Raw genomic sequence first — 18313 nt, forward strand, 5'->3', positions numbered from 1 at the left:
ACGCCACAACAGGCGCTTGAATGGGGAGCCAGCATGTCCAATCACTACTGCATCATTGGTGCCGGGGCCGCAGGGCTGGCGGCGCTGAAGACCATGACCGACGCCGGTTTCGAGGTGGACTGCTTCGAAAAGTCCGCGAACATCGGCGGTCACTGGAACAGCGACTACGATGCCTTGCACCTGATCACCCCCAAGAGCAGTTCCTTCTTTGACGGGTTCCCGATGCCCGCTGACTATCCGGTGTACCCGAGCCGCGATCAGGTCAAGGCGTACATGAACGCCTACACCGACACCTTCGGCCTGCGCGAAAAGATCACCTTCAACACCGAAGTGCGCAGCCTGAAGCCCCTGGACGAGAACGGCGAAGCGGGCTGGCAGGTGACCCTGGCAGACGGCACCCACAAACACTACAGCGGCGTGCTGGTGGCCAACGGTCACCTGTGGGATTGCAAGATCCCGCAAGTAAGCAAGGGGTTCACCGGCGTGTCGATTCACTCCGGCGAATACCGCAACGTGCAGCAGGTGCAAGGCAAGGTGCTGGTGGTGGGGTTTGGCAACTCCGGATGCGACCTCGCAGTGGATGCCGCCCAGGCTCGCCTGGACACCACCATTGCGATCCGACGCGGCCAGCTGTTCCAGCCCAAGACCCTGTTCGGCCTGCCCCGGGGCGAGCTGCCGCTGCTGGGGCAATTGCCGCCAGAACAGCAGAACATGCTCATGAACATGCTGATCATGGCCAGCGTCGGCACCCACAAGAATTACCCCGGGCTACCGGCACCGGATACCTACGACCTGGATGCGCAACCGCCGGTGGTCAACACCTTGCTGCTGTACTGGATCCAGCACGGCCGAATCAAGGTCGCACCGGGTATCGAGAGCATCCAGGGCAAGACTGTCACGTTCACCGATGGCAGCCAGGTCGATTACGACACCATCGTCTGGGCTACCGGTTTCAACACGCGCCTGCCGTTCCTCGATGAACGCCTGCTGCAATGGCGCGACGGTGTTCCGCTGCGTACCGCCGCGATGACCTTGCCGACCAACCTGGAAGGCCTGTTCTACATCGGCCTGGGCGCCCCACGTGGCCCGCAATGGCCGGTGTATTGCGAGCAGACCCGGCTAGTGATGCGCTTTCTCACCCTGCGCGAGCGTGGCATGCAAGGCCTGGCGGCGAAGTTTGCCCAGTTGCAGCCGGCCGACTCACGCATCGATATCGTCAAGCGCGAATGGCTGAGCAACTACCAGGACACCCAGCGCCAACTGGATGTGCTGGAACTGGCTCTGCAACCCGGCACCCCTCTTCCTCAATACGCCTGATCGGATAGCCCTTATGAACACTGCACCGCACTCCAGCGTTATCGTCACCGGGACGTCCTCGGGCATGGGCCAGGCCGTCGCACAGCGCTTTCAGGCCGAAGGCTGGCACGTCGTCGCTGTGGACGTAACACCCAGCACACAGCCGGCGAGCCCCTTGTTTTCGCCAGTGGTCGGCGACATCACCCAGGAGGCCACACTGGCCCGTACCCTCGATGCCGCCCTGGACGGCAAGGCACCGCTGCGAGCCGTAGTGAATGCGGCGGGGATCTTTCCCACGTCATCCCTGGATAGCTTCAGCGAAGCGCTGTACCGCAAGATATTCGACATCAACGTGCTGGGCTCACTGAACATCGCACGTATCGGCACCCGTCACCTGAAAGCCGCCGGCGGAGGCGCTATCGTGTTCTTCGCCTCGGTGGATGCGTTCACCGTGTCGAAAAACCAGTTGCTCTACAGCGCCTCCAAGGCTGCTGTGGTGTCGATGACCCGCTCCCTGGCCATCGAACTGGCCGGCGACAATATTGTGGTCAACGCACTGGCCCCGGGCTGGGTGGACACCGAAGGCACCCGTGCCGGCGGGCGCATCGAGGCCGCCATCGAATCGATCCCCTTGAAACGCGCCGCGCGGGTCGAAGAAATCGCCGACTGGGTCTGGCAACTGAGCGCCAAACCCTCCTACATAACAGGCGAATCATTGTGCATCGCCGGGGGCGTGTATATGCGATGACCCCAGCCTCCGCAGGCCCCGCGCATCAGACGTGGGCCTGCCACTCCCTATTGACTGCTGCCTCACTACAATTATTCCAGAGGGCAATATCATGGGCGAAGTTCACGCTTCCTCGATTCATCAAGGGTTTCCCGCCGACCGTGCATCGGCTGAACCCTCACGCAAACGGCTGACCAAAGCGGTCGTCGGCGTGACACTGGGCAATATGGTCGAATGGTTCGACTTTGCGCTCTACTCCTCTCTCGCCGGCATCATCGGCAAGACGTTCTTCCACAACGACAACCCGACCACCCAGTTGATGGCGATCTACGCCACCTTCGCGGCGGGCTTCCTGATTCGGCCACTGGGCAGCCTGGTATTCGGTCCCATTGGCGACAAGTTTGGCCGGCGCACGGCGCTGTCGCTGAGCATCACGCTGATGGCCGTCGCAACCTTCGCCATTGCCTTGATCCCGAGTTACGCGAGCATCGGCCTGTTTGCGCCCGTCCTGTTGATTCTCATGCGTCTGCTCCAGGGCCTGTCGGCGGGTGGCGAGTACGGCGGCTCCTGCACGTTCATCGCCGAGCATTCGCCGGACGAGCGACGCAGCTTTTTCACCAGTTGGCTGGAATTCGGCAATATCTCCGGGTTCCTGCTGGGCGGTGCAGTGGTCAGCCTGTTTACCCTGGGCCTGGGCGAACAAGCCATGCAGGACTGGGGCTGGCGCGTGCCCTTTGCGATTGGCGGCCTGCTCGGCCTGATCGCCCTCTACTTGCGCCTTGGCCTGGAAGAAACACCAGTGTTCAAGGAAATCCAGGCCAACGAAAAACTGCGAAAGGCGACGGGCGCCGAACCCAGCCTGTTCAGCTTACTGGTCAACGAATGGCCGAAAATCCTGCAATGCATGGGCCTGGTCACCGTGTTCAACGTGACCTACTACATCATCCTCGGGTACATCCCGGGTTATCTGGAAAACGTACTCGGGTACAGCAATACGTTCGCCAGGAACCTGGGGATGGCCGCGACGCTGTTCATGCTGGTGTTGATCCCGGTTTCAGGCTTGCTGGCCGACCGACTGGGCCGGAACCGGATGATCATTACCGGCTGCGTGCTGCTGATCGTCATGGCGTTCCCCTGCTTCATGCTGCTGCATACCCAGAGTGTCGGGTTGCTGCTGGCCGCCCTGCTGATCCTGACCCTCGCCCAGTTGTTTTTTGAAGGAGCGATGCCGGCCACCATGACTTCGCTGTTCAAGGCCCGCGTGCGCTACAGCGCCCTCGCCTTGAGCTACAACGTCGCGGTCTCGCTGTTCGGAGGCACGGCCCCGCTGATCAATACCTGGCTGATATCGATCACCGGCAACCAGATGATTCCCGCCTGGTACCTGATCGGCGGTGCCGTGGTCGGCCTGATTTCGATCCTGTTCGTCAAGGACTCCACCGGTAAACCCCTCCCAACATGAGAACCACCATGACCAGTAAAACCACAGCGCGGCAAACTATTTCCTCGGGCGGTCAGTACGAAAACGTGTTCGGTTATTCCCGCGCCGTTCGCGTGGGCAACCACCTGCACATCTCCGGCACCTGCGCCTCACCCGATTACGAACACAGCAATGCTTACGAACAGGCCCAGGCCATCCTCGTCACCGTCAACAAGGTGTTGGCCGAGGCGGGCATGGGCCCTGAAGACGTAGTGCGCACCGTGGTCTACCTGCGGGATATCAACGATGCCGCCTCCGTCGCCAAGGCACACAGCGAGGTGTTCGACGCCATTCGCCCGGCCAGCAGCCTGATTCAGGTGGATTCGATGCTGCGCCCCTGGCAGAAAGTCGAAATCGAAACGTACGCCATCGTTGCCGATTGACCCAGGCGATGAGTAAAAAACCGCGGCTTGGGCCGCGGTTTTTTTTGGTCCCGGTTATATCCATAGCAACAAACGATATTGGTATATACCAGATTGCTCCCTTATAAATCGCCCCCATCAAAAGACTGCAGGCTGGAGAAGCAAGCGATGGTGTCGGTAAAGGTAATGCTGGAGTACTTTCATCCCTGGCCGAATTCGGCGGGTTTGTACCTGGCGCGGGAACGCGGCTGGTACGCCGAGCTGGGCCTGGATGTGGAGTTGGTGGTGCACGACCCCTACCGTGGCGACACCCTTGAACACCTGCTGACCGGCGCGGCGGACTTCGGCATTTTCCCCAGCAACCGCCTGCTGGTCCGGCGCGGCCGGGGGCAAGCCCTGCAAGGCATCGCGGCGATCAATCATGCGGGCCTTGAGTCGATTCAAACCCTGACCGACTCCGGCATCCGCCGCCCACGAGACCTGGTGGGCAAGCGCCTGGCGCTCAACCCCACGCCACGGGGTTTGGCGATGGTGCGTCACCTGGTGAGCAACGACGGTGGCGACCCCGATGGCGTGATCCTGGTGGACAGCGGCGTGCGTGAGTTGCGGCCCGAACAGTTGGCCGAAGGCATCGCCGATGCCAGTTTCGGCGGCTACTGGGCCTGGGAAGCGTTGATGCACAGCCCAATCGAAGCAGAACGCCGGGTGGTGTTGCCGGTGGATCAGATTGGCGCACCGGCGTATCACAGCTACCTGTTGGGCGCCCACGAACGAACCCTCGCCGAGCAGCCCGGGTTGGTGCGTGATTTCCTCGCGGCCACTGCCCGTGGCTATCTCGCCGTGGCCGAAGAGCCAGCCATCGCGCTGGCAGCCTATGAGCACACTACACCGTATTTCCCGGCGGAATTGCTCAGCGCATCCCTGCACAAAATCGCTCCGACCTGGCTGCATGACGGTCGTTGGGGCGAGCAACGCCAGGCGCTGCTGAAACCTTATGCCGAGTGGCTGCACGAGCACGCGGTGCTCGACAATCCGCAGGTGTGGCAAGGGGCAACCAGCAACGCCTATCTGCCCGGGGCGACGGCATGAATCCACAACGCACCGCCCATGGCCTGGGGCTTGATCCGGTAGCTGCCGACTGGCCAGCGCTGCACGAAGCAGATATCCAACAGCTGCTGCACGAGTACCCGCAACTGGGTCAACTGCGCAGTTTGCATTGGCACAGCCCGCGACCGTTCTCCGCTGCCGGGCTGATCAATACCGGCAGCGCCACCCTGTTCGTCAAACGGCATCACCGGCACGTGCGCCAAGCCGCATGGCTGGAAGAAGAACACCGCCTGATCGCCCACCTGCATCGCCACGGCGCACCGGTTGCCGCAGTGGTGCCGAACCGCCACGGTGCAACGGCCACGACGCAAGGTGAATGGACCTACGAGATTCACCATGTCGCCGAGGGCCTTGACCTGTACCGCGATGCGCTGTCGTGGTCGCCCTTCCAAAGCACTCAACATGCGCAGGCGGCGGGTGTGGCGCTGGCTCGATTGCACCTGGCAGCCGAGCACTACAGCGCACCCCGCCGTCAAACAGAAGTGCTGCTGGCCAACGCCCGGGTGATCGAACAACCCGCGCCACTGGCCGCGATCGCCAACACCCCCGCGCTGACCGAGTACCTCGCCGACAAGGATTGGCACGCACGGCTGACCGAGCTGCTGTTGCCCTGGCACGCGCCCCTGCAACCCTTGCTGCACCAACAACCGGCGCTCTGGACCCATAACGACTGGCACGCCTCGAACCTGCTGTGGCATGCAGACGGCAACGTCGCCAGCGTGCTGGACTTCGGCCTCGCCGACCGCACCTTCGCCCTCTACGACCTGGCGACCGCCATCGAACGCAACGCCGTGCCCTGGCTGGACCTGGACAGCGGTGGCCTGGCAGCAGCGGACCTCGACAGCGTCGACGCATTGCTCACCGGCTATCACCGGGGCCGGCCATTGAGCGCCCAGGACCTGCACACCCTGAGCGCCCTGCTGCCGTTGGTGCATGTGGATTTTGCCCTGTCCGAAATCGCGTACTACCAAGGCGTAGTGGGTTCCACCCGCAGTGCCGACGTGGCCTATCACGCCTACCTGCTGGGCCATCTGCAGTGGTTTGCCGGTGCCCAGGGGCAACGATTGCTCAACCACCTGCGGCGAAAATCCGTATGAGTATCCTGGTCGATACCGATTGGCTGCATGCTCACCTCGGGGAGCCCGGGCTGGTGATACTGGACGCCACCGTCGTCCTGCCGTCCCCGCGTTTTGACGGTGATTACCGGGTCGCCAGCGGTCATGCCGGTTGGCTGCACGCACATATCCCCGGCGCACGGCATGCCGACTTGCTGACCGATCTGGCCGACGTTCAAGCGAGCTACAGCTTCGCCCTGCCAACACCACAAGCCCTGATTCAGGCACTGGCGAATCTGGGTACAGGCGTCGGCAGCAACGTGGTGATCTACGATCGCGCCGACGGTTTCTGGGCCGCACGCCTGTGGTGGATGCTGCGCGGGCTGGGCATTCACGCCGGCGTGCTGGACGGTGGTTTCAACGCCTGGCAACGGGCGGGGTTACCGCAGCACAGCGGGCAGCCTGCAAACACACCCGTCGTCGAACCCTGGCCGATCAGCACATACGCACCACTGTGGATCGACCGCGCAGGCGTTGAGGCGGTGGCCGCAGGACAAGCACCCGGCGTACTCGTCTGCGCGTTGGGCAGCGCCTTGTTCGACGGCACCGCAGCCACCCGCTACGCCCGGCGCGGGCACATTCCCGGCAGCCACAACCTGCCGGCACGCACGCTGTTTGATGCACAGGGTCGCTACCTGCCCAAGGACGCCCTGGCCGTGGCTATCGGACCCACGCTGCTGCACGGCGACGGTCCATTGATTCTGTACTGCGGCGGCGGAATTTCCGCGGCGGCCAACGCCCTGGCCCTGACCCTGCTGGGTCGCCAGGACCTCGCACTCTACGACGGCTCGCTGCAGGAATGGGCCGCCGACGCACGCTTACCAATGACTACCGGAGCAGCTCCGGCCTGACGCCTTTTGCGGCGACCCCGGCTTTTTAATTTCGTACTGGCAACCCGTCCGTTGCGCAGCGCTGGGCCCCTTTGCGCCCAATAAAGCGCGAGGCGCCAGCGGGCAGGCCCTTGGAGCGCTCCTTTTATGGCAACACCGTACCGTCACACCCTGCTCGCCCTGAGCATCACCCTCGCCGCCACGGCCGCCCACGCCCAGGACGCGACCCTGGACACCGTCACCGTAGTCGGTGAACAGGCCACCGACTACCAGGCGAAAAAGGCCGCTGTCGCCGGCTTCGATAACGCCCCGCTGCTGGACACCCCGGCCTCGGTGGCGGTGATCACCGAGGCTCGCCTGAAAGACCAGCAAGCCCGCCTGCTCAGTGAAGTATTGAAGAATGACGCCTCGGTCGGCGACAGCTATGCGCCGGTGGGTTACTACGAGAATTTCGTGGTGCGCGGTTTCTCGTTGAACCCGGCCAGCAGCTACAAGATCAACGGTCGCACCATCACCGGCGAACAGAACGTCGCACTGGAAAACAAGCAGCAAGTGGAAGTGCTCAAGGGCTTGTCCGGGCTGCAAAGCGGCGTGTCCGAACCCGGCGGCTTGATCAACTACGTAAGCAAGCGCCCGGAGAACGTGCGCTCGGTGACTGTCTCCACCAACGAACACGGCGAGCGCTACCTGGCCACCGACGTCGGCGGCTGGCTCGGTGCCGAGCAGCAGGTGGGGGTGCGGGTCAACCTGGCCCACGAAGACATCCGTTCCTACGTCGACCACGCCGACGGCCAGCGGGATTTTGCCTCCCTGGCCATCGACTGGAACATCAGCCCCAACGCCCTGCTGCAACTGAACGCCGAATACCAGAACCGCGAGCAACGCTCGGTGCCCGGATACCAATTGCTCGGCGGCACCACCGTGCCCCACAACGTGTCGCCACGGGATCTGCTGGGCTACCAGAGCTGGTCGAACCCGGTGGGCATCAAGTCGCTGAACCTCGACGGCCTGTTCGAATACCGCTTCAACGAGGCCTGGAAAGCCAGCTTCAGCGCCTCCCGCAGCCGCGTGGTGATCGACGACTACAGCACCTTCGCCTGGGGTTGCTACGGCGCCGCCAGTTGCGCCAACACCGCAGTGCCCAACCACTTCAGCGCCGAGGGCGACTACGACATCTCGGACTACCGCAGCCCCGATGACACCCGCAGCAACGAAGAAGCCCAGGCCGCCCTCAACGGCCAGTTCGACACCGGTTTTCTCAAGCATGACCTGACCTTCGGCACCACTGCCTTCCGCCGCCTGGTGGACCGGCGTGAATCGGTCAACGAATACATCGGCGAGGGCAATATCTACGAAAAGCCGCCGGTGCTTGACCCCTACGAGGGGCCGCTGGGCCATACCTACCGGCGCCTGGACAGCCGCCAATACGGGCTGTTCGCCAGCGACCGCATCAGCTTCAACGAGCAGTGGCAAACCATTCTCGGCGGGCGCCAGGTGCGCCTCGACGAAGAAACCTACGACCAGGCCGGCGACACCACCCGCCATACCCAGCGCAGCGTATTCCTGCCCCAGGTGGCGCTGATCTACAAGCCGCGCCCGGACACCACCCTGTACGCCAGCTACAGCAAGGGCCTGTCCCTGGGCGGCACCGCGGCATGGTTCAGCAGCAACGCCGATGAGGTATTGCCGCCGACCACCTCGCGCCAGCTGGAAGTGGGGATCAAGCGTGACTTCCAGCGCCTGAGCCTGACCGCCGCGCTGTTCCAGATCACCCAGGACCTGCAATACAACCGGCCCAACGATGACGGCAGCATCACCTTCGTACAGCAGGGCCAGCAGAAGAACGTCGGCCTGGAGCTTTCGGCCAATGGTCGGGTGACCGACAACCTGCAAGTGTCCGCCAGCGTGGCGGCGATTCGCGCCCGGGTGAGCGGCAGCGGCACCGACGACTACGACGGCCACCAGGCGATCAACGTGCCCAAGCTGCGCGCCAGCCTGCACGGCGACTACAGCATTCCCGGGATCAAGGGCCTGGCCCTGCTCGGCGGCGTGCAATACAGCGGCAGCAAGTACGCGAACCGCGAGGCCAGCGTGAAGGTCGACGACTACGCGGTGTTCGATGTCGGCGGACGCTACAGCACCAAAGTCGGTGATTACGATACTGTGCTGCGCCTGACCGTCGACAACCTGTTCGACAAACGCTACTGGCGCGATGTGGGTGAATCGGCGGGCGATGGCTACCTGTTCCTCGGCGCGCCACGCACCGCGCGGTTATCCGCCACCGTCAATTTTTGAGGCTGACTGTTCATGCGTAATCTGATTTTTGCCAGTGTGTGCCTGCTCTCCACCGCCCTCGTCGGCTGCCAGCAGCAACCGCCCGCCAACGACCAGTTGGATGCGGTGCTGTGGACCCAGACCTCCATCGAGCACGAGCTGATCTACCGCCAGGTGTTCGCCAACGCCACTCGCCAACTGGACGTGGCCCTCAAGACCCCGGACTGGGACGCCCTGCCCTTGCCACCGCGCAATCTGGCCGGGCTGCCGCCAGCGGTGATCGTCGACATCGACGAGACCGTGCTCGACAACATCCCGCTGAATGCCCGGGACGTCGTCAACAACCAGGTCTACTCCTACGACCGCTGGAACACCTGGGTCGACCAGGCCAAGGCCCAGGCGCTGCCGGGCGCCGTGGCGTTCCTGCAGGCCGCCAAACACAAAGGCATCACGGTGTACTACATCACCAACCGCGAGCAAAGCCAGGTCCAGGCCACCGTCAACAACCTGCGCCTGCGGGGCTTTCCGGTGGACAGCGAGCAGCAGGTACTGGCTGCCGGCACGCCCATTGGCGGCTGCGAACACGCCGGCTACGGCAAGAACTGCCGACGCCAATGGGTCGCCCAACACGCCCGCGTGCTGATCCTGGCGGGTGATTCCCTGGGGGATTTCGTGCAGGCCGAACACAACACCCTGGACGCCCAGCGCAAGGCCGCCGAACCCTACCTGGGCTGGCTCGGCCAGCGCTGGTTCGTGCTGCCCAACCCGACTTACGGCAACTGGTACAGCGCGCCGTATGGCGACCAGGAAAAACTGCCCTTTGAACGCAAGCGCCAGCTCAAGCAACAGGCGCTGCACCTGCAAAACTGACCCTGAGGGGACCGTATGACGCCGCTGGAAATAGTCGCTGTGATCTTCAATATTGCCGGGGTGTGGCTCACCGCCCGACGGGTGCGCTGGTGCTGGCCGGTCAGCGTGGTCGCGGTGTTGCTGTACGGCTGGATCTTCTTCGACGTGAAGCTGTATTCCGACATGCTCCTGCAACTGGTCTTCGCTGTGTTGCAGGGCTACGGCTGGTGGCGCTGGAGCACCGGGCGCATCGACGCGGGCAAGGTGCGGGTGGAACGGCTGCCGGTCCAGGAAGCATGGCGGCACCTGCTCGCCGGGGTGATCGGCGCGCTGCTGCTGGGCGCCGCCATGCACCACTTCACCGATGCCGCACTGCCGTGGCTCGACTCGCTGCTCACCGCTTTCAGCCTGGTGGCCAGCCTGTGGGCGGCGCGCAAGTATGTGGTGAGCTGGTGGCTGTGGATCGTGCTGGATACGGTCTACGTGGGCCTGTTTGTGTACAAGGACCTGCAACTGACCGCTGCGCTGTATGCCGGGTTTGTGGTGCTGGCGGCGTATGGGTTGGTGTCGTGGCAGCGTGACCTGCGCCAACAGGAACAGCAACTTTCAGTTGCTTGAACACGATGTTTGTTTCCCAACTGTTGCCAGGCCAACAGCTGGGAAAACATATAACTAAAACAACGCATTACAGTACATAAAATCATTAAACATAAAGCCCTTATCGCGTTTAAATATAAAAAATCCCATGGGTATATTTATGAATTTACGTACTGTCGTGACCTTGGGCCTGGCCCTGTTAGTGGCCAGCCCGGCGGTGTTCGCCGGGGCAACGCTGGATCGCATCACGCAATCCAAACAGTTGGTTGGCGTGCTGATGGAGAACTATCCGCCCTTCTCTTTTCTCAATGAACAAAACCAGCTGGATGGCTTCGACGTCGACGTGGCCAAGGCCGTGGCCGACAAACTTGGCGTCACCCTGAAGTTGGAAACACCCTCTTGGGAAGTAATCGCAGCAGGCCGCTGGCAAGGGCGTTATGACGTGTGCATCTGCTCCATGACCCCAAGTGCCGCCCGTGGGCAAGTGTTCAATTTTCCTGTCGAGTATTACGCCTCACCGGCGGTCATCGTGGTCAACGCCGATGAATCTTCCATCCACTCGGCCAGTGACCTTTCCGGGAAAAAAGTCGGCGTGGGCAGCGCCTCGACCTACGAGGCCTACCTGAACAAAGACCTGGTGATCGAAGGCGCCAACACGCCAATCGAATACCCGTTCAGCCAGATTCAAGCCGTGCCTTACGACAATGAAATCGTGGCCTTCCAGGACTTGGCGCTCGGCACCGGCAAACGCCTTGACGCAATGCTCACCAACCTGGTGACCGCCAATGAGCGAATCAAGCATGACCCACGCTTCAAGGTCGTCGGCAAACAGCTTTACAGCGAGCCCAACGTGGTCGCCACCGAAAAAGGCGACCCCCAATGGGACGCGAGGCTGACCCAAGTGCTGGCCGACCTTAAAAGCGACGGCACGCTGACGAAGATCTCCCAGAAATGGATTGGCGCAGACATCACCCAATGAGCGTTTTCCCCACCCCGACCTCTGTGGTGAAACCGCCGCCCGTCAAACGCCAGTGGTTGCCCTTCCAGGTGCGCCTGTGGCTGACCTGGGGCGTGATGCTGTGCCTGTTCGCCGGGCTGTTCATGAGCTTCGACCTGAAGTTTGCGATCGTCGCGGCCAAGTGGCAAAACCTGGTGGGCCTGCACCTGTCGCCCAACGGCTTTCTGCAGGGTGCGGCGCTGACGCTGTTCCTGTGTTTCTGCTCGATCTGGCTGTCCCTGGCCCTGGGGTTTGCGACGGCCCTGGCGCGCTTGTCGAACAGCGCGGTGGCGTTCGGGATTGCCAGTTTTTACGCCTCGTTCTTTCGCGGCACGCCGCTGCTGATCCAGATTTTGCTGATCTACCTCGGCCTGCCCCAGTTGGGCGTAGTGCCGGGCGCCATCAGCGCCGGGATCATTGCACTGTCGTTGAACTACGGGGCATACCTGAGCGAGATCTTTCGCGCCGGCATCATCGGAGTGTCCCAGGGCCAGCGGAATGCAGCGGCGGCGCTGGGTATGGGCCCGGCGGTGACGTTCTGGCAGATCGTGCTGCCCCAGGCGATGCGCACCATCATTCCACCGACCACCAGCCAGTTCATTTCGATGCTCAAGGACTCATCGCTGGTCTCGGTCATGGGCGTCTGGGAAGTGATGTTCCTCGCGCAGTCCTACGGGCGCTCCTCATACCGCTATATCGAAATGCTCACCACCGCTGCCGTCATCTACTGGCTGCTCTCCATTGGCCTGGAACTGATCCAGGCACGCCTGGAGCGGCACTACGGCAAGGCCTACCTTCACGGGCGATAACCGCTTTTTACCTGCAGGAAGCACAATGTCTGATCCAACCCCGTTGTTATTCGGCCTGTACGAACAAGCCAGTGTCGGCTGCGGCGGCGCGCCCAGCCTGTGGACCCACCCGGCGGATGAACGCCTGGGCATCAACACCCTCAAGTACTGGTCGAACCTGGCCCGCACGGCAGATGAAGCCAACCTCGACCTGATGTTCTTCGGCGATGTGCTGGGCTTCTACGATGTGTTTGGCGGGTCCGAAGCGGCGGCGTTGAAATGGGCGGTGGAAGCGCCGGCCAACGACCCGCTGACGATCATTCCCGCACTGGTGGCCCTGACCGAAAAGCTCGCCTTTGGCGTCACGGTCAGCACCACCTATGAACACCCATTCACCCACGCCCGGCGCTTCAGCACCCTGGACCATTTGTCCGATGGGCGTATCGGCTGGAACATCGTCACCTCTTACCTGTCCAGCGCCGCACGCAACTTCGGCCTGGAGCAGATGATCAAGCACGACGACCGCTACGAACGCGCCGAAGAGTTTCTCGACGTGGTGTACAAGCTCTGGGAAGGCAGCTGGGCCGATGACGCGGTGCTCGCCGACAAACTCGCACGCACCTATGCCGATGGCACGCGTGTTCGACCGATCCAGCATGCCGGCGACCATTACCGGGTGGCCGGCCCGCACCTCACGTCCCCCTCACCGCAACGCACTCCGCTGCTGATCCAGGCGGGTTGGTCGGGCCGTGGCCGGCAGTTCGCGGCCAAACATGCAGAGCTGGTGTTTATCGCCAAATCCAACCCGCTGGAGATACGCCAGGGGCTGGAAGATATCTGGCGCCAGGCCGAGGCCCGCGGGCGCAGTCAGCAAGACGTCAAATCCCTGACCGTGTTGCGCATCGTCACGGCCCCCACCGCCATCGAAGCACAAAAGAAATACGAGACCCTGCAAAGCAACTATCACCTGCAGGCGCAGTTGGTGAGCTACGCTGGCGACACCGGTATCGATATCAGCCGCTACGCCGACAGCGAAGCACTGTCCACTCACACCGAAGGCATGACCTCCTACGTGATGAAACCCGATGGCAGCGGTAAACCGCTGACCGCCGGCGAGGTCAAGCAACGCTTCGCCAACGTGACGCGGGGCAGCGACCTGATCCTGGTGGGCACGCCGGAGCAGGTGGCGGAAAAAATCGAGGAACACGCCAGAATCTCCGGCACCAGCGGCTACATGCTCAACCCGTTGATCAGCCCCGGCTCGCTGAATGACTTTGTCGAACTGGTGATCCCGGCCCTGCAAAAACGTGGGTTGTATCGCACCACACCGCAGACCGGCACCCTGCGTTCGCGGCTCAGCGCCGACGGCAGTGACCGCTTGCCAACCTCGGCCCATGGGGCTTCGTTCCGCTTTGAGTAAGGTGCTGGTGGGCACTGCGTGACCTGCGCCAACAGGAACGGTAGAGTCACGCCCACGCCAGGCCTGCACACGGAACCCCAGGATGCCTTTCGACCCGATTTCACCGCACTACCAGCGCATTCGCGAACAGATCGCCCACGATATCGCGGCGGGTGTGCCGCAGGCGGATGAGAAATTCCCGTCCGAACGGGAGATGATCGAGCGCTTCGGCTGCACCCGGGTCACCTTGCGCCAGGCCTTGCAGCAGCTGGAAGCCGAGGGCCTGGTGTACCGGGAAAACCGTCGCGGCTGGTTTGTCAGCCCCCGGCGCATCCGCTATGACCCGACGCGCATCAGCGGCTTCATGGATTACGTAAGTGCCCAAGGCCGTACGCCGCGCACCGAATGCCTGCACGCAGAGCTGCGCCCCGCGGGCGATTGGCTGGCCAGGCGGATGGGCCTCGCGTCGGCGGATGAGCCGGTGTTTTTCCTGCAACGGCGGCGCTGGATCGACCGGCGGCCGGTGTTGCTGGAGTTCAATGCACTGCTGGCCAGCTGGTGCCCGGGGCTGCTGGAGGCTGACCTGAATACCTCGCTGACCCAACTGCTGCGGGAGCGGTTTTCCCGGGTGCTGTCGCGGTGTGAGCTGGAGATGCACATTGGCACGGTGAATGAAGAACAGGCCGAGTTGCTGCAATTGTCCACCGGTTCCACCAGCGTGTATCTGGAACGCTTGAACTTCGGCGAGGATGACCAGCCGGTGGAGTTTGACCAGGAATTCTGGCGTCCGGATGCATTGTCCGTCGTGATGGAGACGCGCTACCCCGGGACGTGAATTTCACACCTGTGAAAGCTTGTGACTTGTTGCCAACGAACCCGTTTTCACTCGCTTGCAGCCCCTACTATCGAGTCCTCGTGCGCCCCTCACATGGACTGAACCGATGATCACCCGCCCCGAAAAATCCGCGTCGCCCCGCGTCGATCAACCCAACGCTCCCGAGCGGGTTTTCGACGCCGTCCTGAACAAAGCCAAAATCCTTGCCAGCACCGGGCTGGGCGACAAAACCCTCAAGCCCGAGGACTACAAGGAAGTCACCGCCCTCCCGGCCAAACTCGACATCGACAAGCTCAAGGTCATTTCCGAAGACAAGGACGCCGGGGTGATCTACTTCGAACAGGACGGCGCCAAATACAAGATCAGCGCCGAGGGCGCAGCCAACGCCCAGGACGGTTTCGACGCGCTGAAAAACCTGCGCTTCGGCCATGCCGTAGCCCCGGTCAACCAGGGCGGGCCCGACGAAGGTACCCCGCTGTACACCTTCCTCCAGACCCTGGCCGAAACCCAGGGCACCCCGGCCGGCAAGGCCATCGTCGAAAGCCTGAAGAACCCCGACCAGCAACTGCTGCGCGAAGACGGCGACGGCGTGCGCCTGGCCAACATCAAATCCGTGGGCAAGGCTGAAGACGGCATCCTCAAGGTCAGCCTTGAAAACGGCAAGACTCTGGTCATTTCCGAATTGCTCACGCCCCAGGCGTTCAGCACCTACACCCAGGCCGGGGTGACCAAGGAAGCCCTCAATGACGGCAAATCCAAAGGTTATGAAGAAGTCACCAGCCTGCCGGGCGACCTCGATTTCAGCCAGTTGAAAGTGGTGTCCGAAGACAGCAGCGCCGGAGTGATCCTGTTCGAACACCAGGGCCACAAGTACGCGATCAGCAAGTCCGAAGCCGACCTGCCGCAGCCCGGCGCCGACCTCAGCAACCCCAACCCCAACGCGGGCGGCACCTTCTACAACTTCCTCCACGCCGTGCACGCCAGCGAAGGCTCGCAGGCCTTCGACTACATCAAGAACGCCCAGTCCCTGCCCGGCCAGGAACTGCTGCGCAAGGACGAGGCCAGCCTGAAGCTGGGCGACATCAGCAAGGTCGACGCGCCCATGGACGGCATCCTGGTGGTCAACCAGGCCGACGGTAAACTGCTGGTGGTGTCCAAGGACATCACCCCCGAAGCCTTCGCCGCCTACACCAGCAAGGGCCAAACCCTGGCCGGCATCGAAAAGGCCAAGGGCGACGGCTACACCCTCGCCGCCCCGGACGCTTACCTGGCCTCCACCGAAGACATCATGAGCGTCGGCGGCGCCGGTGATTATGGCCCGGGCCTGATCGCCTTCACCCAGCACAAGCCGGGGGGCAGCGAAGAGAAAATCGTGGTGTCGGAAGACAGCAATCCACAGATGTTCGAGCAGATTTCCAGCTACCGCAGCGACATCGCCGCGCAAACCACCGACGTCGACAAGCTGCGCACCGACAACGGCCTGCCGCCCCTCAAGGACGTCTCCGTCGACAACCTCACCACCACCGAGAAAGATGACAGCGGCAACCCGCTGTCGGTGCAGGACCTGTCGATGAAGACCCTGGTGGACAGCTACCGCGCCGGGGTCAAGGACGGCAGCATCGGCAAGGACGACCCGCGCGCCAAGTTCCTGCGGGCGGTGGAAGCCAGGAGCATGGCCGACAACGGCATGTCGATCATTCCCGAGCACGGCTTCGGCAACCAGGGCATCGCCACCACGCCCATCGACGTGACCTCGCGGGACGTACGCGACAACATCTTCGACACCAAGGCCATCGACCAGACCATCAACGACCTGCTCGGCGACTCGACCATCCAGCACGACATCAAGGCCAACCACGACGCAGCCCTGGGCAAGGTCGACGGCGGCCAGGCGAAGGTCGATGAGACCAGGCAGCGCCTGATCGACAGCACCTCCTCGGAGAACTTCACCCAGTACATCAAGTCCCTGCAGGACAGCGGCAAGACCGAACTGGCCACCCAGGAAATCCAGACCGCCTACACCGCCCTGGCCGATATCGACCCGGCCAAGGCCGACAACTTCCTGCAAAACCTGCAGATCGACGGCTACACCGATGCCGTTGAAAAGCTGATGGACGATCCCACCAAGATCTCCGACGACAACACCGCCCTGGCCACCACCGACAACACCATGGCAATCCTGTCGATGCTCAAGGGCAGTGCCGACGGCCTGCCGCGCCAGGCGCTGGGTGTGTATTCGAAGTTCGTCGACCAACTGCTCAAGGACAAAAACGCCGCCGCCGATTTCGGCAAGGCGATGATTTCCCTCGGCGACACCTGGCAGAAAAACGGCGTGATCAGCTTCAGCGACATCGACAAGGCCGTGAGCAAGGAGATCATGCCGGGCCTCAGCGAAGAGAACCGCAGTTCGTTCGTGAAGAACCTCAACTTCCTCAAGGACAACGGCGTACTCGGCTCTGTGGGCGGCGCAATCGGCATGGGCCGCATCGTCTACCAACTCGCCGGGCAAGGCGGCAAGCTGGCGGATACGCCGATGAAGCGCCTGGGCATCGCCAACGACTTCCTCGGCTTCCTCGGCACCGGCTCGCACTTCGCCACGCTGGGCCTGAAGGTCTACGACAAATTGCGCGGCACCAACGCCTACAAGCTGATGGGCTTCGACCGTTCCCTGCCCGACCTGTGGGCCAAGCCTGGCGAGGGGTACCACGCGCTGCCCAAGGACGCCGAGGCGGTGCAGAAAAAGTACTTCGAGATCGTCGACCAGGCCATGGACGACGGCAAGGACGTGGGCAAGGCCCTCAACAGCGGCGGCTGGAGCGACGAAGGTGCGGCGAAGATCCAGGAAGGCATTGAAAAAGGCATTGCCAGCCGCGGCGGCGTGGCCGGGGCCGGTTTTGGCGCGAAGTTCGCCAGCAGCGCGATCAAGGTGATCGGCATGGCCACCGACGTGGCAGGCGGCGTGATCAGTGTGGTGCAGGCGGCGTTTACCTTGCGTGATGGTGTGCGCGAGAAAGACCCGGTGAAAATCGCCTCGGGCTCACTGTCGATGGCCGGTGGTGTCAGCAGCCTGGTGGGCGCGGCCGGCGGCGTGCTGGGCACGCTGGGGGTGACCGGGCGGATCATTCCGTTCCTGGGACCGGTGGGTTTCTTGATCTCCGGCGCGTTGTCGTTTGTCGGGGCGATCTTGAGCACGGTGCAGTCCCACAAGCTGCACAAGATCTCGATGCAGAACTGGGACCAGATCCAGGACTTCAAGCAGGACGGGCTGCTCAAGCCCAACGGGGATGAAGCATACGTGTGGTTGCAGACCTACCTCTCCGACTGGGGCCAGCGGGATGCGCCGCAGGACCAGAGCATTTTTGATTTCCGCAAGGAAGAGTGGGATGCGCGGTCGAGTATCCGCGGGGGCGACCATCGGCGGGACCACCCGGACTTTATCGGGGACGGGAATAACCGTAACTCAGAGGACTACAAGTACTCGCTGAAACCGTCGGAATGGACCAATGAGAACCACGACATTATCTGGCGGGTGGGGGATGGGTATGGGGGTGAGTACCATGATGTGGACAAGCCATAACTGAACTTCCTGACACCCGGCAGAACCCATGTGGGAGCGGGCTTGCTCGCGAAGGCGGTGGGTCAGTCAACATTTTCAGT

Annotated in this window: 15 protein-coding genes; all 15 read left to right on the forward strand. The window is 62.7% G+C overall.

Annotation, left to right across the window (positions count from 1 at the left end):
- Positions 1-33: 33 nt before the first annotated feature.
- The 15 genes from ACW9I6_RS15260 to ACW9I6_RS15330 all read left to right on the forward strand — a co-directional run bounded on the left by ACW9I6_RS15260 (position 34) and on the right by ACW9I6_RS15330 (position 18233).
- On the forward strand, positions 34-1317 hold the full coding sequence (locus ACW9I6_RS15260; protein WP_102369480.1) for a flavin-containing monooxygenase: 1284 nt from the start codon (positions 34-36) through the stop codon (positions 1315-1317).
- A 13-nt stretch (positions 1318-1330) separates the two neighbouring features.
- Complete coding sequence (locus tag ACW9I6_RS15265; RefSeq protein ID WP_003208289.1) at positions 1331-2044, forward strand: SDR family NAD(P)-dependent oxidoreductase; 714 nt, start codon at positions 1331-1333, stop codon at positions 2042-2044.
- Between the two features lie 91 nt (positions 2045-2135).
- A complete protein-coding gene (locus tag ACW9I6_RS15270; RefSeq protein WP_008433139.1) occupies positions 2136-3485 on the forward strand; it encodes an MFS transporter in 1350 nt (449 codons plus the stop codon).
- Between the two features lie 8 nt (positions 3486-3493).
- Positions 3494-3886: a Rid family hydrolase gene (locus ACW9I6_RS15275; RefSeq protein ID WP_003208292.1), complete on the forward strand. Its 393-nt coding sequence runs from the start codon at positions 3494-3496 to the stop codon at positions 3884-3886.
- Positions 3887-4033: 147 nt separating this feature from the next.
- On the forward strand, positions 4034-4954 hold the full coding sequence (locus tag ACW9I6_RS15280) for an ABC transporter substrate-binding protein (RefSeq protein ID WP_008433142.1): 921 nt from the start codon (positions 4034-4036) through the stop codon (positions 4952-4954).
- The gene (locus tag ACW9I6_RS15285) at positions 4951-6069 is read left to right on the forward strand and encodes a phosphotransferase (protein WP_177023002.1); all 1119 of its coding nucleotides are present in this window, start codon (positions 4951-4953) and stop codon (positions 6067-6069) included. Before ACW9I6_RS15280 ends, ACW9I6_RS15285 begins: the two co-directional genes overlap by 4 nt.
- Positions 6066-6938, forward strand: a complete 873-nt coding sequence (locus ACW9I6_RS15290) for a sulfurtransferase (protein WP_177122587.1) — start codon at positions 6066-6068, stop codon at positions 6936-6938. The genes ACW9I6_RS15285 and ACW9I6_RS15290 overlap by 4 nt, the downstream gene beginning before the upstream one ends.
- A gap of 126 nt (positions 6939-7064) precedes the next feature.
- Complete coding sequence (locus ACW9I6_RS15295) at positions 7065-9212, forward strand: TonB-dependent siderophore receptor (RefSeq protein ID WP_457339506.1); 2148 nt, start codon at positions 7065-7067, stop codon at positions 9210-9212.
- Between the two features lie 12 nt (positions 9213-9224).
- Positions 9225-10061 carry a 5'-nucleotidase, lipoprotein e(P4) family gene (locus ACW9I6_RS15300; RefSeq protein ID WP_177028588.1) on the forward strand — a complete coding sequence of 279 codons (837 nt, stop codon included), beginning with the start codon at positions 9225-9227 and terminating at the stop codon, positions 10059-10061.
- Between the two features lie 15 nt (positions 10062-10076).
- Positions 10077-10658: a nicotinamide riboside transporter PnuC gene (gene pnuC, locus ACW9I6_RS15305; protein ID WP_008433153.1), complete on the forward strand. Its 582-nt coding sequence runs from the start codon at positions 10077-10079 to the stop codon at positions 10656-10658.
- Positions 10659-10797: 139 nt separating this feature from the next.
- Positions 10798-11616: an ABC transporter substrate-binding protein gene (locus ACW9I6_RS15310; RefSeq protein ID WP_008433155.1), complete on the forward strand. Its 819-nt coding sequence runs from the start codon at positions 10798-10800 to the stop codon at positions 11614-11616.
- Positions 11613-12443 carry an amino acid ABC transporter permease gene (locus tag ACW9I6_RS15315; RefSeq protein ID WP_177054080.1) on the forward strand — a complete coding sequence of 277 codons (831 nt, stop codon included), beginning with the start codon at positions 11613-11615 and terminating at the stop codon, positions 12441-12443. Before ACW9I6_RS15310 ends, ACW9I6_RS15315 begins: the two co-directional genes overlap by 4 nt.
- Before the next feature lie 25 nt (positions 12444-12468).
- On the forward strand, positions 12469-13842 hold the full coding sequence (locus ACW9I6_RS15320) for an LLM class flavin-dependent oxidoreductase (protein ID WP_008433157.1): 1374 nt from the start codon (positions 12469-12471) through the stop codon (positions 13840-13842).
- A gap of 82 nt (positions 13843-13924) precedes the next feature.
- Entirely contained in the window at positions 13925-14656 is a 732-nt protein-coding gene (locus tag ACW9I6_RS15325) for a UTRA domain-containing protein (RefSeq protein ID WP_008433158.1), read from the forward strand.
- A gap of 106 nt (positions 14657-14762) precedes the next feature.
- Positions 14763-18233 (forward strand): hypothetical protein, encoded by a 3471-nt coding sequence (locus ACW9I6_RS15330; RefSeq protein WP_457339507.1) that lies wholly within the window; start codon positions 14763-14765, stop codon positions 18231-18233.
- Positions 18234-18313: the final 80 nt, after the last annotated feature.

Source organism: Pseudomonas sp. SDO5522_S412, from assembly GCF_054071215.1.